20 protein-coding genes and 2 tRNA genes are annotated in these 23,674 nt (G+C 57.6%); 8 read left to right on the forward strand and 14 right to left on the reverse strand.

Annotation, left to right across the window (positions count from 1 at the left end; all coding sequences use genetic code 11):
* Positions 1-2 precede the first annotated feature (2 nt).
* The 5 genes from V7116_RS00680 to V7116_RS00700 all read right to left on the reverse strand — a co-directional run bounded on the left by V7116_RS00680 (position 3) and on the right by V7116_RS00700 (position 3,434).
* Positions 3-1,517 (reverse strand): CCA tRNA nucleotidyltransferase, encoded by a 1,515-nt coding sequence (locus V7116_RS00680; protein ID WP_324389360.1) that lies wholly within the window; start codon positions 1,515-1,517, stop codon positions 3-5.
* Positions 1,517-2,077 (reverse strand): hypoxanthine phosphoribosyltransferase, encoded by a 561-nt coding sequence (hpt, locus tag V7116_RS00685; RefSeq protein WP_324389362.1) that lies wholly within the window; start codon positions 2,075-2,077, stop codon positions 1,517-1,519. The genes V7116_RS00680 and hpt overlap by 1 nt, the downstream gene beginning before the upstream one ends.
* Before the next feature lie 95 nt (positions 2,078-2,172).
* Positions 2,173-2,685 carry a hypothetical protein gene (locus V7116_RS00690; protein ID WP_324389364.1) on the reverse strand — a complete coding sequence of 171 codons (513 nt, stop codon included), beginning with the start codon at positions 2,683-2,685 and terminating at the stop codon, positions 2,173-2,175.
* A complete protein-coding gene (locus V7116_RS00695; RefSeq protein WP_324389366.1) occupies positions 2,678-3,013 on the reverse strand; it encodes a DUF971 domain-containing protein in 336 nt (111 codons plus the stop codon). Before V7116_RS00695 ends, V7116_RS00690 begins: the two co-directional genes overlap by 8 nt.
* Positions 3,014-3,017: 4 nt before the next feature.
* Entirely contained in the window at positions 3,018-3,434 is a 417-nt protein-coding gene (locus V7116_RS00700) for a DUF4332 domain-containing protein (protein WP_324389368.1), read from the reverse strand.
* Positions 3,435-3,770: 336 nt separating this feature from the next.
* Here V7116_RS00700 and V7116_RS00705 point away from each other — a divergent pair, with 336 nt between their 5' ends.
* A complete protein-coding gene (locus tag V7116_RS00705; RefSeq protein WP_324389370.1) occupies positions 3,771-4,907 on the forward strand; it encodes an AfsR/SARP family transcriptional regulator in 1,137 nt (378 codons plus the stop codon).
* A 63-nt stretch (positions 4,908-4,970) separates the two neighbouring features.
* Here the strand turns inward: V7116_RS00705 and V7116_RS00710 are convergent.
* From V7116_RS00710 to V7116_RS00720, 3 genes are all read right to left on the reverse strand, one after another.
* Positions 4,971-5,043: transfer RNA gene (locus V7116_RS00710), tRNA-Arg, on the reverse strand.
* 33 nt (positions 5,044-5,076) lie between these two features.
* Entirely contained in the window at positions 5,077-5,523 is a 447-nt protein-coding gene (locus V7116_RS00715; RefSeq protein WP_324389372.1) for a hypothetical protein, read from the reverse strand.
* A gap of 32 nt (positions 5,524-5,555) precedes the next feature.
* Positions 5,556-7,127: a hypothetical protein gene (locus V7116_RS00720; RefSeq protein WP_324389375.1), complete on the reverse strand. Its 1,572-nt coding sequence runs from the start codon at positions 7,125-7,127 to the stop codon at positions 5,556-5,558.
* Between the two features lie 282 nt (positions 7,128-7,409).
* Here V7116_RS00720 and acnA point away from each other — a divergent pair, with 282 nt between their 5' ends.
* From acnA to V7116_RS00740, 4 genes are all read left to right on the forward strand, one after another.
* Positions 7,410-10,145, forward strand: coding sequence for an aconitate hydratase AcnA (acnA, locus tag V7116_RS00725; RefSeq protein ID WP_324389377.1), 2,736 nt, complete (start codon positions 7,410-7,412; stop codon positions 10,143-10,145).
* A 241-nt stretch (positions 10,146-10,386) separates the two neighbouring features.
* Positions 10,387-11,085, forward strand: a complete 699-nt coding sequence (locus V7116_RS00730; protein WP_324389379.1) for a response regulator transcription factor — start codon at positions 10,387-10,389, stop codon at positions 11,083-11,085.
* 24 nt (positions 11,086-11,109) lie between these two features.
* Positions 11,110-13,350 carry an ATP-binding protein gene (locus V7116_RS00735; RefSeq protein ID WP_324389381.1) on the forward strand — a complete coding sequence of 747 codons (2,241 nt, stop codon included), beginning with the start codon at positions 11,110-11,112 and terminating at the stop codon, positions 13,348-13,350.
* On the forward strand, positions 13,347-13,901 hold the full coding sequence (locus V7116_RS00740; protein ID WP_324389383.1) for a cob(I)yrinic acid a,c-diamide adenosyltransferase: 555 nt from the start codon (positions 13,347-13,349) through the stop codon (positions 13,899-13,901). The genes V7116_RS00735 and V7116_RS00740 overlap by 4 nt, the downstream gene beginning before the upstream one ends.
* Before the next feature lie 68 nt (positions 13,902-13,969).
* Here the strand turns inward: V7116_RS00740 and V7116_RS00745 are convergent, their stop codons facing one another.
* Genes V7116_RS00745 through trmFO form a run of 3 tightly spaced genes read right to left on the reverse strand, consistent with a single transcriptional unit; the run spans position 13,970 to position 17,054 of the window.
* Positions 13,970-14,347, reverse strand: a complete 378-nt coding sequence (locus tag V7116_RS00745) for a hypothetical protein (protein ID WP_324389385.1) — start codon at positions 14,345-14,347, stop codon at positions 13,970-13,972.
* 27 nt (positions 14,348-14,374) lie between these two features.
* Positions 14,375-15,697, reverse strand: a complete 1,323-nt coding sequence (gene hflX / locus V7116_RS00750) for a GTPase HflX (RefSeq protein ID WP_324389387.1) — start codon at positions 15,695-15,697, stop codon at positions 14,375-14,377.
* Between the two features lie 16 nt (positions 15,698-15,713).
* Complete coding sequence (gene trmFO / locus V7116_RS00755; RefSeq protein WP_324389389.1) at positions 15,714-17,054, reverse strand: methylenetetrahydrofolate--tRNA-(uracil(54)-C(5))-methyltransferase (FADH(2)-oxidizing) TrmFO; 1,341 nt, start codon at positions 17,052-17,054, stop codon at positions 15,714-15,716.
* Between the two features lie 247 nt (positions 17,055-17,301).
* Here trmFO and V7116_RS00760 point away from each other — a divergent pair, with 247 nt between their 5' ends.
* On the forward strand, positions 17,302-18,057 hold the full coding sequence (locus V7116_RS00760; RefSeq protein WP_324389391.1) for a lytic transglycosylase domain-containing protein: 756 nt from the start codon (positions 17,302-17,304) through the stop codon (positions 18,055-18,057).
* A gap of 38 nt (positions 18,058-18,095) precedes the next feature.
* Here V7116_RS00760 and fabF read toward each other — a convergent pair whose 3' ends face one another.
* The gene (fabF, locus tag V7116_RS00765; RefSeq protein ID WP_324389393.1) at positions 18,096-19,352 is read right to left on the reverse strand and encodes a beta-ketoacyl-ACP synthase II; all 1,257 of its coding nucleotides are present in this window, start codon (positions 19,350-19,352) and stop codon (positions 18,096-18,098) included.
* A 10-nt stretch (positions 19,353-19,362) separates the two neighbouring features.
* Positions 19,363-20,394 carry a phosphate acyltransferase PlsX gene (plsX, locus tag V7116_RS00770; protein ID WP_324389395.1) on the reverse strand — a complete coding sequence of 344 codons (1,032 nt, stop codon included), beginning with the start codon at positions 20,392-20,394 and terminating at the stop codon, positions 19,363-19,365.
* Between the two features lie 122 nt (positions 20,395-20,516).
* Between plsX and V7116_RS00775 the strand changes: the two genes are divergently transcribed.
* Positions 20,517-20,602 (forward strand) — tRNA-Leu (locus V7116_RS00775).
* Positions 20,603-20,816: 214 nt separating this feature from the next.
* Positions 20,817-22,010, forward strand: a complete 1,194-nt coding sequence (locus V7116_RS00780) for a tetratricopeptide repeat protein (RefSeq protein ID WP_324389398.1) — start codon at positions 20,817-20,819, stop codon at positions 22,008-22,010.
* 7 nt (positions 22,011-22,017) lie between these two features.
* On the opposite strand, the gene V7116_RS00785 is transcribed toward V7116_RS00780, so the two are convergent.
* Positions 22,018-23,673: a response regulator gene (locus V7116_RS00785; protein ID WP_324389400.1), complete on the reverse strand. Its 1,656-nt coding sequence runs from the start codon at positions 23,671-23,673 to the stop codon at positions 22,018-22,020.
* Position 23,674 lies beyond the last annotated feature (1 nt).

The raw sequence follows: 23,674 nt of genomic DNA on the forward strand, positions 1-23,674 counted from the left end.
GCTTACTGGTTGTGGTTGTGTGAAGCTTCTTCCAGGACGTGCTGAGCAAAATCGAGCGCGTCCTGTTTTGTTTTGATACGCTGTTCGACCTGGGCTTCGCGTAAGGCTTCCAGGATTGCACCGATGGCCGGACCGGGTTCGATGCCAAATTGTTCGATTAGATCGCGCCCGCTGACCAGGGGCGGGGGATCGATGGCGCTGTCGTACCGGAAGAAATAGTGCTCCAGCAGGGTGCGCACCGTTTCGAGGTAGTGAACCCAGGCCGCCTGATCGAGCGTATTGGCGACCATGCCCAGATAATCGGCCATGGCCTGAAAGCAGATGTCAACGCCCGCCGAGCCGGTATCGCGCCAGTAGCGGTAGATCCCGCTCGGAGTCAAGGTGTCGTTATTGAGCCAGTGCGGGCGCATGTGGTTGCGCACGATCGTTTGTAAACGGTCGGCTTCGTCGTTGCTCAGATGCAGATGTTTTGCGCGAGCGTGAATCCACCCTGCGCCGATCAGATCGTGCCGGAAGAAATGGACCCGGCCATCCTCCGCTTCAGTGCGCGTCACGGATTTGGCCGCGTCATGCATCAGCGCGCCCAACAGCAGCAGCGCATGGTGGGAGCGTTCTTGCGGCCACTCGATGCTTAACTCGGCCCCGATACGCGGTCGCAGATCCACAAACGCGAAGACCGCTGCGCCAATGGGCATGTTGTCGGTCAATTCGTCACTGCGTTCGCCGCGCATGACGCGCAGAAGCACGTCGAGGTGGCTCACGGTTTCCAGCGTGTGATGCCAGACGTCAAAGATGTGAGGCGACCCTTGCTTGATGCTGTCCAGCCCGGCGACCTCCGGCAGAACGGCCTGAAGCAGTCCTAACTGGTAGAGAGCGCGCAGCGCTGCCGAGGGATCGCGGGTGTCGAGAATGTGGAACAGCTCATCTCGCACTCGTTCAGGTGATACGGCTTGAAGTCGCGGAGCGGCAGCTCTGAGGTCGGCCTTCGTATCCGGCTCGACCTGCAATCCATGTGCTACGCTGGCGCGGATGGCACGCAGCGCGCGGATCGGATCGCTGGGGATCGATTCTGGCGAACAGCGCCGAAGACGATTCAGTTCCAGGTCGCGCAGTCCTCCAAGTGGATCGATGACACCGGTTAGATCCCCCATCAGGGGCACGGCCATTGCATTGATAGTGAAGTCACGGTGGAGAAGATCCGTTTCCAGATCGGGGCCGCGAAACTGCGCGACGTCTAGGACCAACCGGTTCCCTTCCCACGGGATGATGGCGCGGCCTACGCCGCGTTCCGCATCCAGTGAGTAGTAACTGCCGGAAAACGCATTGGCGATGGAGCGCGCCAGAGGACGCCCATCGCCGGGAGTTACAAGGTCGATGTCGCGGGTTGGGCGGTGAAGATAGGCGTCGCGCACAGTTCCGCCGACGAGATAAACCTCACTATGCACGGCTAATGTGTCACGCAGCGCCTCGACAGCAGGGTGCCAGTGCAGGGGGCGGCGCGGCAGAATTGGCTCCATCAGTCCTCGACAAGCGCGTCTGGATTGCAGACACCAATAAATGGAAGGTTGCGGAAGATCTCGTCAAGGTCGAGACCATAGCCGAACACGAATTTGTCGGGGATGTCGAACCCTACGTAATCGAGCTTGATGTCTACTTTGCGTCTGCTGGGCTTGTTGAGCAGCGTGCAGATACGAATGCTGGCCGGTTTGCGGGTGCTCAGCAAGCTGAGAATGTACTGCATGGTATGCCCACTGTCGATGATATCCTCGACAATCAGCAAATCTTTTCCCGCTACATCCTGGTTTAGATCCATTTCAATGCGCACGCGCCCGGATGATTCCCGCACGCCGTCACCGTAGCTTGAGATCGCCATAAACTCGATCTCGTGGGGGACCTGCACGTGACGCATGAGGTCGGCCAAAAACAGGACGCCGCCCTTCAGAATGCAGATCAGCAAGAGGTTTTGTGAATCCGCATAATCGCGCGTGATCTGCTCACCCAGCTCGCTGATGCGGGCTTGCAGGGCATCCTCTGGGATCAGGATTTCTTGCAGATAACGCTCGTAGGGTGCTGTCATCGATTGGTCCTTACGATGTGTGTAGTCGTCATAACGAGAAAACAAGCCAACCGCCGTGAGTGAAAAAGGCGGTTGGCAAAAAGTTCTGTCTGCGTCTAGTGCAGAATCGTTCCGGTGTTAGCCGGTGTCAGGCTAATCCAGTGCTGGCGAATCGACACGGCGCTCATCCCTTCCAGCCAATCCAGGACAAGGTGATGAAGCCGCAGCGTGGTTTGGATGTCGGTTTGCAGCGATTCTTCGGCTTCCGTGGATGCAACGATCATCTGGTGGAGCAGGGGAGCATCCGGCAGCGCATCTGTTTTTTCTTCGTTGGGCGAGAGATCCTGCATGTCGAGGTCGTACCCATCGCGCAGCGCCTGCATGACCCGTTCGCGCACGTCAAAGTGGTGCGCCCGAAGTGAGAGGAGCCGCTGCTCAAGGTCATCCGCGATGCCGTGCATGACGAGCAGTCGAGGCGGATTCTCGACAATCTGAGCCTCAATAAAGCTGATGAATGAAGTGTCGTCACCCGTGGTCAGGCAGTGCTCGTAGAGGTGCATTGCCTCAACTCGCAGGCGATAAACCTCAGCGATCGAAAAAATACCCTGCCCGCTGTGCTGGTCAAGCATTCGTTTCATCCTCCGCGGGGCACAGACGGTAGAGGTAGTCCCAGGTGTAAATCCCCGTATTGTGCCCATCGCTCCAGAAGAACTGGAGCGCGTAATTCCCAACGAGTTCGACACGTTCGGTCGTGACGTGCGTGAGCGGAATCAGGTCGGACAGGCTCTTCGGATCGTGCTCGCGGCCCATACGATCGTGCCCGCCACGGCATTCGACGCAGGGGCATGCGAGACGCAGCGGGCCGAGGGGGTAACTGCATGTACGGCCATCTGACCAGTTGATGATAAGTTCTTCGGAACGCTGATTCAGGGTGATGTCGGTAGGTGTGACGGCCATAAGATTAGTGCTGCGCCTTGCGTGCGGCTTGCCCGATCCAGTCGTACTCGCGGATACGCAGCGGACCAATATTGACATGAAGTGCCAATCGCTCCGCCAGATCCTCAGGATTCTGCCGGGCGAGTTGCTCGAAGCTGCTCACGCCAATTTGCCGCAGCGCCTGGGCATAATTGGGCCCAATGCCGCGTATCTCGGTCAAATCGTCTGCTTCCTGTGTCTGCGCGTCCTCATCTTCGTCATCTTGAAGATCTTCGAGAGGCAGGGGAATTTCAGGCATACCTTCGGATTCGGGCAGGCGCGACTTGACGATGACATCAAGTTGGGGCGCACGTTTGCCCTCGCGCATCAACAGCCAGCCGATGAAGGCGCTGATTCCTAGGCCGACGCCCAGAACGGTTGCGTTCCTGGTGATTTTGTACATGGGTTGAAGGACTCTTGATAGTTGGTTAAACGAGTAATTGGTCATGATTCTAGTGCCATACCCACCCTATGTCAAAAGTTCATCGTCCTTACTTTATCGTAAGCGCTGAATACGACCAGCTTAGTACTTGCCTTATCTAATTAGTGTGATTATACTAGGGGTATCTCTTTTCAAAAGCCACTACAGAGGACTTTTCTCACCATGGAACTGAGAAATCTGGTAGGCGCATCATACCAAACCTTCAAGGAGCGCACTTCGGACGCGAGTGTCGCGCTGTTGCACCCTCGCAGCCACTATCGCTCTATGCTGGTTGCCCAGCTTATGAATGATCCCGCAATGCGCGTATTCTATTATGCTATGGGGCCGGACGATGTCAACGTGCAGTCCTTCCTATCTGGCATAACGCACGATCTGGCGAACCAACATCCCACCTTTGGACGTCACCTGAACCAGATTCACTTTGAATCGCAGCCCGACCACGCAGAACTCCTCGAAGCATTTGTGCAAGACGTTGAGGAATTGAGTGATGAGCCATTCCTGCTCATCCTCGATGAGTATGATCGCACGGACAGCGCCGACGATCTGCAGGCCTTCGTGGAGCAGGCGATTGTACGCCTGACGCCGGATTCCAAGCTGGTCATCAACAGCCGCACGCTGCCGCGTTTGCCGTGGGTGTCGCTCATCGCGCAGCGCAAAGCGGTCGTGCTCGAAGATGACAAGGTGGTTGCCACCGACTTCTATGATATGAAGACCGATGGCGCGAACCTGCTCGAAGTCAACGCCCTGGGGCCAGGTTACGTGCTGCTGAACAACCAGCCGGTTGATACCTGGGAAGGGCATCTGCCGCGCCTTCTGTTCTTCTTCGCGCTGGACCGTCCGGTTGTGACACGCTCGGAGATCTGCCAGGCGTTCTGGCCCGATCTCGACAACGATCAGGCTGTCAACGTCTTCCACGTCACTAAGCGCCGTCTGCACAAGGCACTGGACTTCGACGTGCTGGTCCACGAGGGCGGGTATTACCGCGTCAACCCTGACGTTTCCGTCAATTACGATATTATGTCGTTCGTGGGTGCGCTGGTGAAAGGGCGCTCCCCGGAGACGACCGACAAGGCCGCAGCCTGGCAGGAAGCTATCGATCTCTATCGCGGCCCGTTCCTGCAGGGTCACAGTGATGACTGGATCATGGAGCGTCGCCAGGAATATCAGGCGGGGTATCTCGAAGCGCTCAGCGAAATGGCGCGCATCCGCCTGGATGAAGGCCGCCAGGAGCATGCATTGGGCCTGCTGCTGCGCGCAGTCGGTGAAAACGATCGTTTCGAGCCGATCCACCGCCAGATTATGCAGCTCTATGCGGATCTGGGCCGTCGCAGCGAAGCCGCGGGCCACTATCAGAAGCTGGTCGAGCGGCTGCGCTCGGATGGACGCGCACCGGAAGCTGAGACCCAGGCGCTCTATCAGTCCATTATGTCGTAGCTGTCGTTGTGCCTTGTGAAAAACGAGAAGCCCGCTAACTAGCGGGCTTCATTTTTGTTACAGCGCCCCTGGAGGGATTCGAACCCGCGGCCTCCCGCTTAGAAGGCGGTTGCTCTATCCACTGAGCTACAGGGGCTTCTGAGGTTGTTTTTACGTGTGTTCGCGCGGTCTAACTCTCGTCGTCAATGACGGGTCGGATGCCTTTGTAGATCGTCGCACCGGTAAGCGTGCGGAGGATCGTCATCGGTGGACGCTCGATCTGCTGGCTCAGCTCAACCGGGGTGAGGGGGGTGTTGTTGTTCGCCAGGAAGACTCGGAAGACTGCATCTACCAGTGACGTGTGCGCCGTAATAAAGTCTGGCTGTCGAGCCGCTTCTTGCAGCGCACGCTGGAGCGCATCGACTTGATGAACTTCGGCGGTGACCGGATCGATCCAGTCTACTTCCTCAGTATCACGATGCTCAGAGAAAAATCCGCGCTGCTCGGATGACAGATGGCTCAACAGATAAACGCGCAGTTCTTGCCCATCACGGTTCCACCATTCGTAGTCAATGTGGAATTTAGTGTCCAGCGTGGGCTTGACCCGGCGGCTCGCGGCGCTGGCTGATGTGCTCACGGAGACTCCTTACGTCGATTCATGGTAGGTCACTATGACAACCGCCAATATGGACCACCCACATGCTCAAACTCCGGTCGCGTCACGAGTGTCGAAAAGATCGGGCCGGGCGGGCAGCGCAAAATTACGTTGACTGCGCTGTATACCGTCTTGGCGTGAACGGCTTGCTGCGGGCTAAGGCGAGCAAGCTGTGACACGCACTGCCGCATGATGTCCGGCAGACGCTGGGCGGCGCGCTCCGGCGGAAGCCAAAGCGCATCAATGCCCTGGAGATCGTCTGCACCCAACACCATCAACTCGTCATATTCCGCGCCAATGGCGCGTTTTTGGTTGTCGAACAGAATCTGGTGATCGCCAGCGGCGGCCAGCCGGATCCACTCGGTATGTGGACGATGCGCGGCAAAGTTCACAATAACGCGAGACGGATCGTCGGTACGCTTCACGGTCAGGTACGTGCCGACGGGCAGGCGGTACTTGCGGTAAAAGTCAGCCAGCCCATACACGTAGTGATGCTCGCGCACGACCCAGCCCTGCATTTCTTCGCCGGACTGTCCATCGACCAGCGTCATCAGGATGTGAGGCGCTTCGTAGGCGGTCGGGAATAAATGACGCAGACGGGAGCTGAGCGGCAGTGTGCCCGTACGCCGGTGTGGAAAGTTCAGGCTGAACGTCACTTCATCCGCCGGACGCGCAGGGGAGCGCATACTCGACAGCTCATCGTCGATCTCGTTTTCGATCGTCAGCAGATCCTCGGTGAGCACGTGGCGGTTGTATTCAATCGCGTTGTAACGAAGCCGCAGCGGGACGGTCGTAACTTCCTGCGGTTCCATTTCATGCAGGAACCACAGCACTTGCCCGGCGGGTCCTACTTCGTCGAACCGGTGGTCATGGAAGAGCGCGTTGTCTAGCGAGAAATTACGCAGCCGGGCATCTACCTCCTGGGGCAGATCGATCTCCGCTGCGATGTCGCTCGTGTGGAGCGGTCCACCTTCGTTCATAACCAGCACGGCTTCGGCCAGATGGAGTTGCGCGATGCCGATATCCACAAGCAGCGAGCGCAGGAACCAGCGACCGGCGAAGTTCACAACGTCCGGTTCTTCCCGCAGGCGCTCCTCGATCAGATAAATCACATCGTCTCCGAACTGATCGAAGATCGCGTCTGGGTCGATGCTGGTAGTTACCTGGGCGGGGTCAGCATCTTCAGGAAAGTTTAACGTGTGAGGGGTTGCCAACGCGCTGGCAAATTCGCGCGTGCGTCCGCCCTCAAATGTGACACGCAGGACAGTGAAATCGCCGTGTTCGGGGTTGTTGCCGGGACGGGCGTCCACGACTTCTCCCGCTGCATATCCCATCGCCGGGAAAATCAGCTTCTGTCCAACCGTGTATGAATCGCGGGGTTGGAAGATCTCACCGCGTTCAAGCTGGCGGCGAAGCGTCTGAACTTCCTGGCTGATACGATATTGAATGAGACGATGTGCGATTTCTGCACTGGTGAGAGGCGTTTCTTCTTCTAGGAAGACCGAGAAGATGTACTCGACATCCTCGTTGGACAGTTGGAAATGCTCTGTCCAATATTGTTCGGTTTCAATTTGATACTGGAGCAATGTGTTTCCCTGCTGCTGTGTGCTAGTGAACTGGGCGGTGGTTGGCGTGCGACATAGATTATAGCAAAGAGCGACCGTGCTGCAAGGCTGGCTCTATACTTGATGCATTATTGCGATAGAGCGCGCCTAAGAAATGACTCAGTTTCGGGAAAAACAGGCGATTTGGGTATAATATGAAAGATAAATCTGCATAAATTACGCAGAAACTTGACTCCCTTGCTTCATGCGTGGCGCATGCAGCACTGCCTGACTGCACACGGCTAGTCCCCAGGAAGGAACACAATGGCAAACAGAGATTTCCGGGACACATTTGGAACGCTTTCGAGCTTCGAGCTTGACGGCGAGACGATCCATTATTACCGGCTTGACCGGCTGGAAGAACAAGGGCTGGGTGCCGTTTCCCGGCTGCCATTTTCGATCAAGGTCTTGCTCGAGTCTGTGGTCCGCAACAATAACGGCTTTGAGGTGACGGATGAGGATGTGACCAATCTGGCACAGTGGTCCCCCAATCCGAGTGAAATCAAAGAAATGCCATTCAAGCCCGGGCGCGTGATTTTGCAGGACTTTACCGGTGTGCCGTCATTGGTTGACCTCGCTGCGCTGCGCTCGGCGATGCAGCGCATGAGCGGCGATCCGGCCCGGATTCAGCCCTCGATCCCCGTCGATCTGGTGATTGACCACTCCGTTCAGGTGGACAGCTTTGGCTCGATGGCGGCGCTCCAGATCAATGCCGATATCGAGTTCGAGCGCAACCGCGAGCGGTACGAATTCCTGCGGTGGGGGCAGGGGGCGTTTAAGAATTTCCGTGTTGTACCTCCGGCCACAGGTATCATTCACCAGGTCAATCTCGAATATCTGGCGAGCGGTGTCATAACGCAGGAAATCAATGGTCGCCGTGTGGCGCTGCCGGACAGCCTGGTGGGCACAGACTCGCACACGACCATGATCAACGGCCTTGGCGTCGTGGGGTGGGGCGTTGGCGGCATTGAGGCAGAAGCCGTTATGCTCGACCAGCCGATCTACATGCTGATCCCCGAGGTGATCGGATTCAAGCTGATCGGCAGGCTGCCTGAAGGCGCGACGGCCACCGATCTCGTGCTGGCTGTGACTCAGATTCTCCGCGCGCGCGGCGTCGTTGGGAAGTTCGTGGAATTCTTTGGGATGGGCCTAAGCCACTTGAGCCTTCCCGACCGCGCGACTCTGGCGAATATGGCGCCCGAATACGGCGCGACGATGGGATTCTTCCCCGTGGATGCGGAAACGCTGCGCTATCTGCTGCAAACGGGCCGCGCGCCGGAGCAGGTGCAGTTGGTGGAAGAATACACGCGGCGTCAGGGCCTGTTCCGCACGGATGAAACACCCGATCCGATCTTCACCGATGTTCTCGAACTCGACATGAGCACCATAGAGCCTGCCGTCGCTGGACCGAAGCGCCCGCAAGACCGGATTCCGCTGAGCCAAGTCAAAGACGCATTTGAGAAAGCATTGGTTGCGCCGACATCCGAGCGTGGATTTGCGCTTTCCGGTGACGCGCTGAAGGCGAAGGGAACTGTCCCCGTAGGGGATAACGGCAGCAAGGCCGAAGTCGGTCACGGGATGGTTGTGATCGCGGCCATCACGAGCTGCACGAATACGTCGAATCCGTCCGTGATGGTGGCTGCGGGCCTGTTGGCGAAGAAGGCCGCCGAACGCGGGCTGCACAGCGCCCCATATGTCAAAACGAGCCTTGCGCCCGGCTCAAAGGTCGTCACGGCGTATCTGAAGGAAGCCGGGCTGCTCCCATACCTGGAAGAACTCGGGTTCTATGTGGTTGGTTATGGCTGTACCACCTGTATTGGAAACAGCGGTCCGCTGCCTGCGTCCGTATCCGGCGTGATCGATGACAAGCGCCTGGTTGCGGCGGCAGTCCTGAGCGGCAACCGGAACTTCGAAGGCCGGATTAACCCCTTCGTGCGGGCGAACTACCTTGCATCTCCGCCGCTAGTGGTTGCTTATGCCATTGCGGGCCGGATCGATGTCGATTTGGTGAATGAGCCGATTGCGACCGACGCAGACGGCAAGGCGGTCTATCTGCGGGATATCTGGCCGACGCAGCACGAAATTGCAGATGCGATCTCGGCGGCAATCAAGCCGGAGATGTATGCCAAGCAGTACGCAAATGTGTACGACGGCAACGAAACCTGGAACGCGATCCCAGTCACGGGAAGTGAAGTGTACGCCTGGAGCGACGACTCCACCTACGTCCAGGAGCCGCCGTTCTTCATCGATTTACCTGCCCAGCCGGAACCGCTCAGCAACATCCAGGGCGCGCGCGTGCTGGTCCTGGTCGGCGACTCGGTTACGACCGACCACATCTCACCTGCCGGATCGATTTCCTTGAACAGCCCGGCGGCGAAATATCTGATGGAACACGGCGTCGAGCCGAAGGATTTCAACTCCTACGGAACCCGCCGTGGGAATGACCGCGTCATGGTACGCGGCACGTTCGCCAATATCCGGCTGCGTAACCAGATCGCCCCCGGCACGGAGGGCGGAGTCACGACATATCTGCCGACCGGCGAGCAGATGTCCATTTTCGACGCATCCGAACTGTATCAAGCTTCAGGTACGCCGCTGCTGGTCATCGCGGGCAAGGAATATGGCACGGGAAGCTCACGCGACTGGGCCGCAAAGGGGACCTTCCTGCTTGGCGTGCGTGCCGTCATTGCGGAAAGCTACGAGCGCATTCACCGCAGCAATCTGATCGGGATGGGCGTGCTGCCGCTCCAGTTCAAGCCGGGCGAAAGCTGGCAAAGCCTGGGGCTGACGGGCCGCGAAACCTTTGACATTCTGGGCCTGGATGACGATCTGCGTGCCGGTCAGGATGTCAAGGTGCGTGCGGTGGCGGAAGACGGCACGGAGAAGAACTTCGTGGTGACGTGCCGCCTGGATACGCCGGTAGAGGTGAATTACTACCGTAATGGGGGCATCCTTCAGACGGTGCTGCGCAACTTCCTCCACCAGGAAGTGAACGCGTAGGCTCTCTTCCATCCAACAACTGATAGCCGAGCGGTCCGGGCGGCAGCCTGCGACCGCTCGCTGTGTGTTTCCTAAACACGTAAAGCAGGGTGCCTGACTTGCGCGTGGGCAAAAACGGTGTATAGAGTAATGGGGTGTGGAAAATTAGCGTGGCGTGTTATGTGACAGTCCTGTACGCGACCGCATGCTGCCGCAGTTTGAGGGCAAGGCGTATAGAGCAGGGCGGGGGAGAGCAAAACGGATGGGCTTAAAAGTATTGATCGTGGATGATGAGGTTGCCATTCGTGATGCCCTGGGGCGCAAGCTTCGGCGGGAAGGCTTCACGGTTGTTACGGCAGGTAACGGCCTCGAAGGACTGCGCGCGTTTCACAGCGAACGACCTGGGCTGGTGATTCTGGATATTGTTATGCCCGAGATGGATGGGCTGACCGTCTGCCAGCGGATCCGTGAAGTGGCGGAGACGCCGATCGTGATGCTGTCGGCTCAGGCGGTCACTGAAGAAGATATCATTGAGGGCCTGAATGCGGGCGCAGACGAGTACCTTGTCAAGCCGATCCGGCTGAACGAGTTCATTGCGCGCGTGCAGGCGATTTTGCGGCGCTCGCAGCTCATGTCTGCCGAGACGGAACCCGGCTACAACGACGGGTATCTCAACATCGATTTGCAGCGGCGGCACGTCCACGTCAACGGGCAGAAAATCCACCTGACGCCCACTGAATTTAAGCTGCTGGTTGTGCTGCTGGAGAATTCGGGCCGGGTCGTTTCCCAACGGGAACTGCTCGAACAAGTATGGGGTCCGGAATATGTGGACGATGTTTATTATCCGCGTGTTTATATCAGCCAGCTCCGGCGTAAGATCGAGCCAGATGCGACGAATCCGCTCTACATTTTGACGGAGCACAGGGTTGGCTACCGCTTCGAAAAACAAAACAACCGCTGAGCGGCTGCATGATAGCGCGTCCCCATGCCCGCTAATTCGGTTATTCTGCTGTTCAACGGCCTGACACTCGCGCTTGCGCTTACGATGCTCCTGCTGACGCTGTGGCAGGATGCCAGCACGCCTTCCAATCAAATCTTCGCGTTGTTTCTTTTCTCTGTTCTTATTTGGGCCTCCGGCTCCTTGCTGGCGCGGGCAGCCGCTTATGTGAATGCTGGCGACAGCTCGGTGCAGCTTGGGCTGGTGCTGCTCGATATCGGCTTCATGAGCGCCAGCATCACGATCTACGTCTACAGCGCGGTGATCACAAGTATCCGTGGGCACTGGTTCCAGATCACCGCTGTAGCCGGATTTGTGTTGATCGCGGCTTACCAATCGCTGCTGCTTATCACCGAAACGCCGCGCGCCTTTGAGATCACCTCCACCGGACTGCTGAATTACCAGCTTGACGCACCCGCCAGCATTATTTACCTGATTTTCCTGCTCTCGACAGTGCTCCTCGTCTGGCAAAATCGCCGCAAGATTCGCGCCCAAACACTTCGGTTAGGGATCCTGTTGTTTGCAACGGCCCAACTCTTGAGCCTGATCAGTCCCCATTTTCGAGCCAGGGGAACACCCGAGGAAATTGGCTCCATTGCGACGCTGCTGATCAGTTACGCCGTGGTGCGCCAGCAGATCATGGTTCCGCTGCTGGGCCGCGCCCGCCAGGTGGAGGCCGTACGGGATGTGGGCCTTGCCATCACGAGCCGCCTCAACCTCGAAGATACGCTGTCAGCCATTGCGGCTCAGGCGGCGAGCTTGCTGGATGCGGATGGCGTGGCGATCTTCCTCAAACGTGAACAGGCCCTGGAAGTCGCGGCGGTATACGAACTGCCTGCCGCTTATTTGGGCATTACGGTGCCGATCGGGACGGGCCTTGCTGGAACGGTCGCTGCGGAACAGCGGGGACGGCGGCTGGATGACTTCCGTCGTGACTGGCATGGTGAGGCCGATTTGCCTTTAGCCCGTGAGGCGTTTGGCGCGGTGCTGTGCGTGCCGCTGATGTTTGCTGACGATGTTGTCGGCGTGCTGCTGGTGATCGCCGGGCGGCAGGGTCGCCTGTTCGATCGCGAGGACATGCGACTGCTGCAGTTGTTAGGTCCGCAGGCGGCGGTCGCAATCACGAACAGCCGCCTGTTTGAAGCCGAACGCAAACTTTCGCGCGATCTGGTTGCCGCAAAAGATCAGGTTGAAACGATCCTGACCAGCACCGAAAACCCCGTTGTGGCATTCGATCGCAAATTCCGGGTGTTGGTTGCCAATCCGGCGGCTATGAAGCTTTTCAAGCGCCCAGAGGCTAGCGATGCGGCGGGTGAGTACCTTGTGACTTTGGTTCCCAACGATCTTCTGCCACACGACCCACGTAAGGCGCTGCACGCGCTGTGGCGGCACCGCGCCTACACATACGACATCAGCACCCAGGGCCGCAGCTACCTCTGTCACATTGCGGAGCTAGGTAGGCGGCGTGGGGAAGGGTGGGTGGCTGTCGTCAACGACGTATCCGAGCTTAAGGAACTGGACCGGCTGAAAAGCCAGATGATCCAGATGACCAGTCACGATCTGAAGAATCCGCTCCAGGCCGCGATGAGCTATATGGAACTGCTTGCTGAAGATGGCGAAGCGGTGATGACGGACGACATGCGCGACGATATGGCCGTCGTGTGGACGCAGTTGAACCGGATGTACCGGATCATCAGCGGTATTCTCGATCTGGAGCGTGTGCGGTCGGGGACGCCCGCATTTGAGGCCTGCGATCTGGAACAGGTGCTGAAGCGAACAGTAGATGAACTGGCGGATCAGGTACGTGCAAAAGGCCTGGAATTGGACTTGACGCTGCCAGAGTCGCTGCCACTCGTCCTGGGCGATACACAGCAGTTGGGTCAGGCCGTGATCAATTTGATCGAGAATGCGATCAAATTTACGCCCTCAGGGGGACATATTGACTTGCGGGCGGAGGCCTCGGCATCCTGGGTCGAGATCAGCGTCAGGGATACGGGCATTGGCATCGTAGATGAGGAATTGAATCGCGTCTTCGAGCGGTTCTTCCGAGGGCAGCAGCGCGGCCTGACCAATGCGGGCGGTTCTGGGCTGGGATTAAGTCTGGTCAAGGCTGTCGTTGAACGGCATAATGGAAAAATCGAGCTAAACAGCGCGGTTGGGGTAGGCACTACCGTCACGATTCATCTGCCGGTTGCGGATAGTGTCGAGATGAATAAGGAGCAGCCGTGAAAATCTATACGCGTACTGGCGATAAGGGTGAGACTGCTCTGTTTGCAGGCGGCAGGGTGAGCAAAGGACACGTACGTTTGCACGCCTACGGGACGGTTGACGAGCTTAACAGCATACTGGGGATTGCCGCAACCTCAACCGACCAGGGTGACGTATTTGACGCCATTCGCCGCGTGCAGGCGGAACTCTTTAGCGTTGGGGCCGACCTTGCCACGCCGCTCGAATCCCGGCCCAAGTGGCTGGTGCGTGTGAGCGCCGACATGGTAGAGGGGTTGGAGCGCGACATCGACGGCTGGGAGGCCAAACTACCGCCGCTGACCAGTTTTATCCTGCCGGGCGGCGGCATGACTGGGGCGTACCTGCATCTGGCACGCACAGTTTGCCGTCGAGCTGAGCGCTGGCTGGCGGAACTGAGCACGGAAGAAGCTGTCAATCCGGTGGTGCAGCAGTACGTGAACCGCCTTTCTGACTGGCTGTTTGTGTTGGCGCGTTACGCAAATAACAACGAGGGACGCTCGGAAACAGAATGGCGAGCGCCCCAACGTGATTGATCGCATTTTCGTATAGTCATTAACCAAGCAAAACCAACACCAAATCACACAAACCAAAAGACAGTTAGCTACACACGATCGCTATACCCCTGACCCAGCGGTGTTGCCAGCATAATCCCAACAAATGACACCAAAACCGCCACATGAAACAACGCAAACGGAATACACAACCAATACAATCCAGCGCCAAAACCACCTGCCAAAACCATAATCACCAACACCACACCATGCATCACCAAACTCAACAACAACAACCCCACACCAATCATCAACAACAAGCCGCGCTGTGTCGCCATAGATGACGACGCGCGACCTATCAAACGTCCAAGAGCGGGGGAGCGATCCAACCGACGACTCACAGGCCCGACAAAAGGACGCAAGAGCACCCCGATCAAGCGGCCAACCAAACGGAAAGGCAAACTAAGCAAGCGCCCAATTCCGCCCATACCCCCACATCCTTCCAAAGCAAAACCCTAATCCGCACGAGCCAATCGACTAGCCAACCAACCCGGAACGCGCGCTTTTATACGCACGCCGCCAGCTGCATGCTCCTCGCTCAACACAACGCCATGATCGTACAAAGAGGAAATCAACTCTCCCTCACTGTACGGAACAAACTGCTCGATCTCCACCATAGACGCAGACAGCACCCGACCCACAGCCGCCAGTAGATCCTGCAGTCCAGCTTTCTTCAACGCAGAGACATGCACAATCTCCTGGTATCCCAAAGCCCCTATATCCAGATCAAGCGCGCGATCCGGCACGAGATCGCTTTTATTAAGCACCAGGATTTTAGGAACACGCGTCGCATCGATCTCAGCCAGCGTGTCCTCAACGACATCAATATGATCAACCGCACGCGGATGGCTCGCATCCACCACGTGCAAAATCACATCCGCCTCTCCGACTTCTTCCAGTGTGGCACGAAACGCCGCGGCCAATGTAACCGGCAACTTTTGAATGAAGCCCACTGTATCGGTCAGCAGCACAATACGACCGCTCGGCAGCTTCACCCGGCGCGTAGTCGGATCGAGCGTCGCAAAAAGCTGGTCGGCAACGTAAACATCCGCGCCCGAAAGCGCATTGAGCAGCGTAGATTTTCCCGCATTCGTATAGCCCACCAACGCGACCGTTGGCATTCCGGCACGGCTCCGCTGACTGCGATGCCGCTGACGGTGCGCTCGAACCTGCTCAAGCTCCTCTTTGAGCTTCGAGATTTTGCGTCGAATCTCGCGGCGGTCCACTTCAAGCTGCGTTTCACCAGGGCCACGCAGCCCAACACCGCCCGATCCGCCGCGTGCTGCGCCACCTCCCACTTGCCGCGCAAGGTGGGTCCACTGACGAGTCAAGCGCGGAAGGCGGTATTCATACTGCGCCAGCTCAACCTGGAGCGATCCCTCACGAGTCTGTGCATGCTGCGCAAAAATATCGAGAATCAGCGCAGAACGATCCAGTACTTGAACAGCTTCACCAAATGCCTTTTCAAGCTCGCGCTGGTGCCGTGGCGACAGCTCATCGTCAAAAATCACCATGCCCGCGCCCAGCTCAGCCAACTGCTGCGCTATTTCTTCTACTTTACCCGAACCAATAAACGTCGCGGGATCGGGACGAGTAAGGCGCTGGATCACGCGCCCAACGACCTCCACACCGGCTGTGTGCACCAGCAGCAGCAGCTCATCCAGAGAATCCTCAACGGAAAACAGCGATCGCTCTTCCCGGATTTCCACGCCAACTAGTATCGCGCGCCCGGCATCGCTGATATTGCGCTCGACATCACCATCCTGATAACTTGACAACAGCCACGCCTTTCACTCAGTCCGAAACCGGCAGGTTCGCCCCAATGTCGCTCAGAAAAGATTCCAAACCATCCGAAGCACGGGCCGCATACAGCTTTTGCCGGTCACGTTTCCCCTTAGGAGCCGCCTCAAGTGGCGGCAAAATGCCAAAATTGGCCTTCATCGGTTGAAAGTCCGCCGGATCGGCATGCGTTACGTAATAGCACAGCGCACCGAGCATCGTGGTCGGGGGCATTTCCCATAAGGGTTGACCGTGAATAAGCTGTGCCATGTTGATGCCTGCCAGCAACCCCGTGCCAATATTGCCTACGTAGCCCTCAACTCCCGTGATCTGACCGGCGAAAATCAAATCTTCCCGGCTCTTAGCCTGCAATGTGGGATGCAAGTGCACCGGAGAGTTCAGGAACGTATTACGGTGCATCTGCCCGTAACGTGAGAATTCGGCGTTTTCCAGCCCAGGAATGAGCCGGAAGACACGCTTTTGCTCCCCCCAGCGCAGATTCGTCTGGAAACCAACCAGGTTATACAGCGTCCCGGCTAAATTATCTTGCCGGAGCTGGACGACCGCGAAGGGGCGGCGTCCGGTGCGCGAATCGGTCAACCCAACCGGGCGCATTGGCCCAAACGCCAATGATCGCTCACCGCGCGCGGCAATCTGTTCTACGGGTAAGCAGCCCTCGAAGAAATGCGGATCTTCGCGCTCGAAAGCCCGCAGATCGATCAGCTCCGCGCCTATCAGCGCTTCTACGAACCGGTCATATTCTTCTTTAGTCATCGGGCAGTTGATATAATCGCCCGCCTCGTCTTCACCGCGACCGTACCGGCTTGCACGGAAGGCAATCGACATATCGATTGTATCCGCCGTCACCATAGGCGCAATCGCATCGTAAAAGTACAGGTACTCCTCGCCAACCATCGCGGCGATTTCGCCCGCAAGCGCTTCGGCAGTTAGCGGTCCGGTAGCAACAATCGCTGGCCCCGATGGAATGTGCTTCACTTCCTCACGAACCAGCGTGATTCGTGGGTGATTCTCGATCGCTTCGGTAATAAGCTGCGCGAAACGCTCCCGGTCCACCGCCAGAGCGCCACCCGCAGGCACAGAAGATTGATCCGCACAGCGAAGCAATAGCGATCCCAACCGCCGTAGTTCCGCCTTCAGAACACCGGGCGCGCGATCCGGCAGATCGGAGCCGAGTGAATTACTGCAAATCAACTCGCCCAACTGATCCGTCAGATGAGCAGGAGTCATTTTGACGGGCCGCATTTCATACAAACGCACGTCAATTCCACGCTGGGCAAGCTGCCAGGCGGCTTCAGTTCCAGCCAAACCACCACCAATCACATCAACAACCGTCATTCGCACCCCGTTACGTTCAGATTGATCACGGACTTGCACCACAATCCTTACTCGATTGTAGCGAACGCCTCACAGACTGTCTACCTTCGCTCAAGAACCCTTTCTAGCCGCTAAAAGTCACCATTATTGTACGAATCTTGCATGAATTTACCCCTACTGTTATTGATTTTTCCGCAATGATAGGGTATCCTTAAAATACTCGATTTGGAACATACGTTCTAATCCTGAGTAATCACTTTGAGGACACATGGCAACACAAACCTACGAACGTTCTACAACATCCTTCACTGCTGCAATCCAAGAACGAATCGAAGCGCTTATCGCGGCTTTCGTTTTGCTGCTTTGCGGCGCTATCGGGTTTGCCGGAACGCTTGGCACGGCCAAACTTGTCACATCCGTTAACGCAGGAACGATTACCTTCGAGGTTATCGAACCCCAGATTCCAGCATATTCCATGGTCGCAATGGGGGAGGAAGCCGCACTCTCGCCGCTGTCCCCCGCGTTTACACCGCAAGTCCAGTACTGGGCGCCACTCATCAATGCGTGGGCGATTCTGTACCAGATGGACCCCAACCTGATTGCTACTGTGATCCAGATCGAAAGCTGCGGAGATCCAAGTGTAGGCTCAAATGCAGGCGCACAGGGTCTCTTCCAGGTCATGCCTTTTCACTTCGCTCCCGGCGAAGATATGCTTGACGTCCAGACGAACGCAGCGCGCGGCCTGAGCTATCTGGCTGAAGGGCTTGCCAAAGCAAATGGACATGTAGGGCTGGCGCTGGCCGGATATAACGGCGGCCACGGTGTTATCGACCGCGGCTGGGCCACGTGGCCCGCTGAAACGCAGCGCTACTATTACTGGGGATCGCGGATCTACTCAGAAGCTACATCAGGCTTAGACACCAGCGCAACGCTGCAGGAGTGGCTCAATGCTGGCGGCAGCGTCCTCTGCACTCGTGCACAGGCCACCGAAGATCAGCTTACACAGCATCAGGCCGGATTCTAATCAAACCCGGCCTGATGGGAACTTCAAACGACAGACGCTTAGACGGAGCCGAGAACGATACACGCATTCTGGCCGCCCAGGCCGAAGCTGTTCGAGATTGCGTAGCGAACATCACGCTCGCGCGCAACGTTCGGCACGTAATCAAGATCGCATTCAGGATCGGGCGTCTCATAGTTAATCGTCGGGTGCATGATCTTCTCGTAGATCGTCATGATGGTCGCAATCGCCTCGATCGCGCCCGCACCACCCAGAAGGTGACCGACCATACTCTTGGTCGAGCTTACCGACAGATCGTACGCGTGCTCCCCGAAGACATCCTTGATAGCTTTCGTCTCCACGGCATCATTCGCCTTGGTCGACGTACCATGCGCGTTGATGTAGTCGATATCCCGAGCATTGACATGAGCGTCGTTAAGCGCCCCGGTCATTGCCCGCGCCGCGCCGCTGCCATCGGGGTCCAGCGCCGCAACGTGATACGCGTCCGACGATGACGCCATGCCGAGTACTTCGGCATAAATGCGCGCGCCACGCTTCACGGCACGCTCCATCGTCTCCAGAACCAGCACACCGCCGCCTTCACCAAACACAAAACCGGTGCGGTTGAGGTCGAACGGACGGCTGGACGCTGCCGGATTGTCGTTAAAACCGGTCGCCAGCGCCGTCATGGAGATGAACCCCGCGATCGCATAGTCCAGGATCATGGCTTCCACGCCACCAGTGAAAACGACGTCGGCACGCCCATAGCGCACAAGGTTGAATCCATCACCGATGCTGTGCGTGCCGGTCGCGCAGGCCGTCGAGATGCACACCAGCGGGCCGAGCGCCCCGGTGACACGGCTCACATAATGCGCCGGAATGTTCGGCAGCGACTGGATCAGCGAAAATGGCCCCGGACGGCGCCCGCGCGTACGGTAGCCAAACGAAGCCTGCTGCGCCAGATCGTGACCGCCCATCGACGATCCAAAATCGACGCCAACGCGATCCCGAATAGGCTCGAGATCCGCCGGTGATATTCCTGCGTCGGCCATTGCGTCCTGAACCGCCGCTACCGCAAAATGCGCCGGACGTCCCATACGGCGCGCCTCTTTTGCATCGAGGAACTCCGTGGGATCAAAGTCCAGCACTTCCGCTGCAATCTGCACCTCAAGCGGAGAGGGATCGAAGCTCTGAATGCGACGAATACCCGATTCGCCCCGCTTAAGCTTTTCCCAAAACTCGGGGAACCGCCCGAGCGGCGTTACAGCACCGATACCTGTCACCACCACACGGGGGAAACCATTTCGTGTGAATTCCATGGGTCGTCCTTTACTCTGACGTGTCCTGATCACGTGAACTCGCGGCTGGCGAGGATTGCTCGATTCCTTCGCGGATCGCCTCAACGATCTGGCCGTTGACGGCGCTTCGCGCCTGACGAATTGCGTTTTTGATGGCCATGGCATTCGAACGGCCATGCCCGATGATGACGACACCGTTTACACCCAGCATCGGCGCGCCACCGATCTCGAAGGGGTCCACCTGGCTGTACACCCGTCTGAATGCGGGCCTTGACAGCAGGCCACCTACCTTCGATCTTAAGTCGGATGTTAGCTCCTGGCGAATAAGCCCGAACAACGTGCGCGACATCGCCTCAAGCGTCTTGATCATCACATTGCCCACAAACCCATCCATCACGATCACGTCGGCTTTGTTCGACAAGACGTCTTTCGGCTCAACATTTCCAATAAAGTTAACCCCAGATCGACTCAGGAGTTCCGCACTTTCTTGAACAAGAGTGCTACCTTTACCTTCTTCTTCCCCATTTGACAGCAGCGCAACCCGTGCCGATGTTTTTCCTAACGCGCGCTCGGCATAAACGCCGCCCATCACAGCAAACTGCGCCAGCCACTCGGGACGACAATCCGTACTAGCACCGATGTCGAGTAGAATCATCGACTGCCCGTGAAGCGACAAAATGGTCGAGAGGGCAGGGCGGTGCACACCAGGAATACGCCGGAGCGTCTGTAAAGTTGCAATCGCCAGGGCCGCACCGGTATTGCCCGCCGTGACAAAAGCATCTCCGCGGCCTTCTTGCACCAGTCGCATGCCGACATGCATCGACGAGCCAGGCTTACTCCGGCCTACCACCCCCGGCTTGTCCTCCATAGTGACCTGCTCCGGGGCATGAACCACTTCAATCGGCAGTCCAGACGTGGCGTGCCGCGATAATTCCTGCTCAACCCGAGCCTGATCGCCCACCAACACGATGGTTTCGCCATACTCACGGGCGGCCAATACCGATCCCTCTACATCGGGACCGGGGTTTTGATCGGACCCCATTGCATCGACGACGATTCGCATTCTTCAAACCTTCCGCTTCGAGCAATCTACCAAGCTTGAATAAGTGTCAATTTTACGCGTGTAGAAGTGCAACTGCCAGCCATTGACAATCCTTTTTCGCCGTGTATAATGACTTCTGCAATGCCCTGGTGGCGGAATTGGCATACGCGGCAGGTTGAGGGCCTGTGCCCGTTCGGGCGTGGAGGTTCGAGTCCTCTCCAGGGCACCAAGTTACACCAGATTTCCCCTCAAAAAGCTTCTTCGGGAGCTTTTTTGTTTTTCCTCCCAAACCAGTATTGCCGTACAGTTGCGTCGCTCCGTAAATCAACGTACACTCCATCATGAGCGGCAAGTAAGCCTGATCTTTACCACGCCTGCATACGCCTTACCATGCCCGGCCTCCTCGGGAACGCGCCCAACCGGGCTTACCGGAGAACAGCGACATGAGCAGCGCACGAGATGATTTAGAATTCGCCTACAAGCTTATCAAACGCGACAAGACACAAGACGCGCTCGATCTGCTGCGGCCCATCGTGGCGATGGAACCCGAAAATGTCCATGCGTGGTGGCTGCTGGCTTATGCAGCTTCCGAACCGCGTGAGGCACGCGAAGCTTTGATCCAGGTGCTGCGCCTGGACCCCACCTACGTCAATGCGCCCAAAGCGCGTGAAATGCTGGGGCAGCTTAATCAGCAGTATCCGCCTGAGTTTGACGAAATTCAGCGCTTCCCGGAGCTGCAGAACGAGTACAGCGTGGTGCAGCCCTCTAGTATGCCCGATCCATTTACCACGGGGCCAGCCGACGAGAGCGACGAAGAAATGCCCGCTTTTCTGGCTGCTTCGCCAAGCGATCTAGATTCCGGGACAGAAGAACCACCGGATGACCTGTTCGATTCCGTCCTGTTCGCGGACAACACCGACGAACTGTTCCCCGAAGAGGATCCGTTTGCCGGGTTGGAGCAGGACTTGATGGCCGTCGAGGCAACCGATGCAGCAGACGCAGCGCTTGCTTCCCTAACTTTTGATGACGATATTTTCCAGGGCTTCGAAGATACCAATCCGCCAGAGCCCGATTTTCCAGGTGACCTGTTTGGTGAAGAATCGCAGCCTGCGCATCAGCGTCAGGCTAAACGTGGACGCGGCGTCACAATGCTGCTCATGGCGCTGGTTGTCGTTGTGATCGCGCTGGTAGGCGTTCTGGCCGTTTACTTCCTCATGGGCAGCGATGACGATCAGGGAACTCCCGATCCGGGCGCGCTGCAAGTCCTGACTCTCGATAACCCGCAAATCGCAAGCGCACAGTCGGCGGTGGAAGCGCAGCTGCCTAATGTCGCTCCCGGTGGAGAGGGTAGGGCGGTCGTGGCTCCCAGCAGTTTGGGCAACACATTCTACCTGGAGCTTTGCGCTGCGCCATCTCCGGCGCTGCCGCAGATCGTTACCGCCGGGATGGGGCTTGCAGCAGGACAGGCACCCACACTGCAAGAGCAGGTTTCCGCGGTAGGTATTACAGTCGATGCGTGTGATGCAGCAGGGCACGACAAGCTTTACCGGGCTGTCGCGCCCATCGATCAGGCGCTGCAATACGCCAACGGCGAAATCACGTGGGATCAGTTCCGCGCCGCGTGGATTCTCGCCTAGTCGTCGTTTAGGGCTGCATATAGGGAATCCAGATCGAGAAGCGGGTTCCCTCACCCGGCTCACTGTCAACCGTAATTCGTCCGCCGTGGCCCTCGATGATCCCGTAAGTTACAGCCAGGCCGAGCCCCGTGCCATCCAGCTTGGTTGAGTAAAAGGGATCGAAAATCTGGGCCACGGTTTCGGCATCCATACCGATACCCGTATCGGTTACTTCGATAACCGCACCGCCATCCGTAGAAAAGACATCGATCGCAATTTCGCCACCCTCCGGCATAGCCTCCATGGCGTTTAATACCAGATTGAGCAGCACCTGCTTCAACTGCGCCGGGTTGCCAATCAACGGCTGTTCGACGACCACGTTTGAACGGACCCGCACGTGGCGCTGTTCCAAATTCTTAGCGGTGAGCAGCAGGATCTCCTGAACCAACGAACGTAAATCGACCTCTTCCGTATCGGATGCAGTTCCTGGGCGCGCAAAATCCAGCAGGCGCGACACAATCGTCTTGATGCGCTGTACTTCACGCTCGGCGACGCGAAGCACTTCGGTATCTACAGTGTCACCGGAATCAACATCCTCGATCGCCACTTCAAGGCAGTTCAAGATCGGCTGGAGAGGGTTATTCACTTCGTGCGCGATGCCGGCAGCCAGACGCCCCAATGCCGCCAGCTTCTCGCTGCGGATCAACTGCGCCTGTGCGGCGCGTAGTTCCTTCGTCCGCACCTCGACCATTTCTTCCAGGTTTTGCGCATAGTTGCGCAGTTCGGCGTAAAGCTGCGCATTGCGTACGGCCAGGGCTGCCTGCTCGCCAATGAGACGCAGCAGGCGCAGGTCGCTCTCGGAAAAGCTATTTACCGCCGCTTGAGCGAGGACCAGGATCCCCAGAAGTTTTCCGTGGTGCTTGAGCGGTGCAGCAACAGCACAGCCATAATTCATTTCAGCCAGATCGGTGGCCGCATCTAAATGCGTAGATGTATCCGGCACAAGCACGGGATCGCCGGAACGCAGTACCCATCCTGCGGTGCTGCCCGGTTGGTACAGCCGCTGTTCCGCTTCTGCCAGCGGCGGTTCGGGCATCCCCCACGCAGCAAAACTAACGATCCGTCCCTTGTCATCAAACAGGTACAATTCCGCGTAATCCGCACCTAATTCCTGGCTGGTTGTACCTAACACCAGCTCAACCAGTTCGTCCAGGCCCAAGCGTTGGTTAAACTCCGCGCCAATACGGAGCAGCGCTTCCAATTCCTCGCTGCGGCGCTGCAATCGTTCTTCCAGGCGGCGCGCCTGCATTTTGCTGTGGGCACGTGCCAGCAGTTCATGATAATTATAGGGTTTGCGGATGTAGTCATCCGCGCCCAGCTTGAAGCCATGTGCAACATCGGATGGCTCTCGCGCGGCTGCCGTCACAAAGATGATCGGAATCCGTGCCGTTTCCGATCCTTCACGAAGCTGCCGGACCACTTCAAAGCCATTGAGCTTCGGCATCTGGACGTCCATCAGGATCAGGTCGGGACGCAAGCTGCGTGCTTTGTCGAGCGCTTCTTCGCCGTCCCGCGCACTGGCAACGGCAAATCCATCGCGTTCCAGCACACGTGTCAGGAGCATCACGGCATTGCTCTCGTCATCCGCTATTAACACCAGGGGCTTTTCAACGTCTCCGGTCACG

This window comes from Aggregatilinea sp. (genome assembly GCF_036822615.1).
In the GTDB taxonomy this organism is placed as follows: Bacteria; Chloroflexota; Anaerolineae; order Aggregatilineales; family Aggregatilineaceae; genus Aggregatilinea.

Bases quoted from the DNA above. Each gene is read 5' to 3' on its own strand.
- V7116_RS00680 (WP_324389360.1), bottom strand. From the start codon at position 1,517: ATGGAGCCAATTCTGCCGCGCCGCCCCCTGCACTGGCACCCTGCTGTC.
- hpt (WP_324389362.1), bottom strand. From the start codon at position 2,077: ATGACAGCACCCTACGAGCGTTATCTGCAAGAAATCCTGATCCCAGAG.
- V7116_RS00690 (WP_324389364.1), bottom strand. From the start codon at position 2,685: ATGCTTGACCAGCACAGCGGGCAGGGTATTTTTTCGATCGCTGAGGTT.
- V7116_RS00695 (WP_324389366.1), bottom strand. From the start codon at position 3,013: ATGGCCGTCACACCTACCGACATCACCCTGAATCAGCGTTCCGAAGAA.
- V7116_RS00700 (WP_324389368.1), bottom strand. From the start codon at position 3,434: ATGTACAAAATCACCAGGAACGCAACCGTTCTGGGCGTCGGCCTAGGA.
- V7116_RS00705 (WP_324389370.1), top strand. From the start codon at position 3,771: ATGCGCGTATTCTATTATGCTATGGGGCCGGACGATGTCAACGTGCAG.
- acnA (WP_324389377.1), top strand. From the start codon at position 7,410: ATGGCAAACAGAGATTTCCGGGACACATTTGGAACGCTTTCGAGCTTC.
- V7116_RS00730 (WP_324389379.1), top strand. From the start codon at position 10,387: ATGGGCTTAAAAGTATTGATCGTGGATGATGAGGTTGCCATTCGTGAT.
- V7116_RS00735 (WP_324389381.1), top strand. From the start codon at position 11,110: ATGCCCGCTAATTCGGTTATTCTGCTGTTCAACGGCCTGACACTCGCG.
- V7116_RS00745 (WP_324389385.1), bottom strand. From the start codon at position 14,347: ATGGGCGGAATTGGGCGCTTGCTTAGTTTGCCTTTCCGTTTGGTTGGC.
- trmFO (WP_324389389.1), bottom strand. From the start codon at position 17,054: ATGACGGTTGTTGATGTGATTGGTGGTGGTTTGGCTGGAACTGAAGCC.
- V7116_RS00760 (WP_324389391.1), top strand. From the start codon at position 17,302: ATGGCAACACAAACCTACGAACGTTCTACAACATCCTTCACTGCTGCA.
- fabF (WP_324389393.1), bottom strand. From the start codon at position 19,352: ATGGAATTCACACGAAATGGTTTCCCCCGTGTGGTGGTGACAGGTATC.
- plsX (WP_324389395.1), bottom strand. From the start codon at position 20,394: ATGCGAATCGTCGTCGATGCAATGGGGTCCGATCAAAACCCCGGTCCC.
- V7116_RS00780 (WP_324389398.1), top strand. From the start codon at position 20,817: ATGAGCAGCGCACGAGATGATTTAGAATTCGCCTACAAGCTTATCAAA.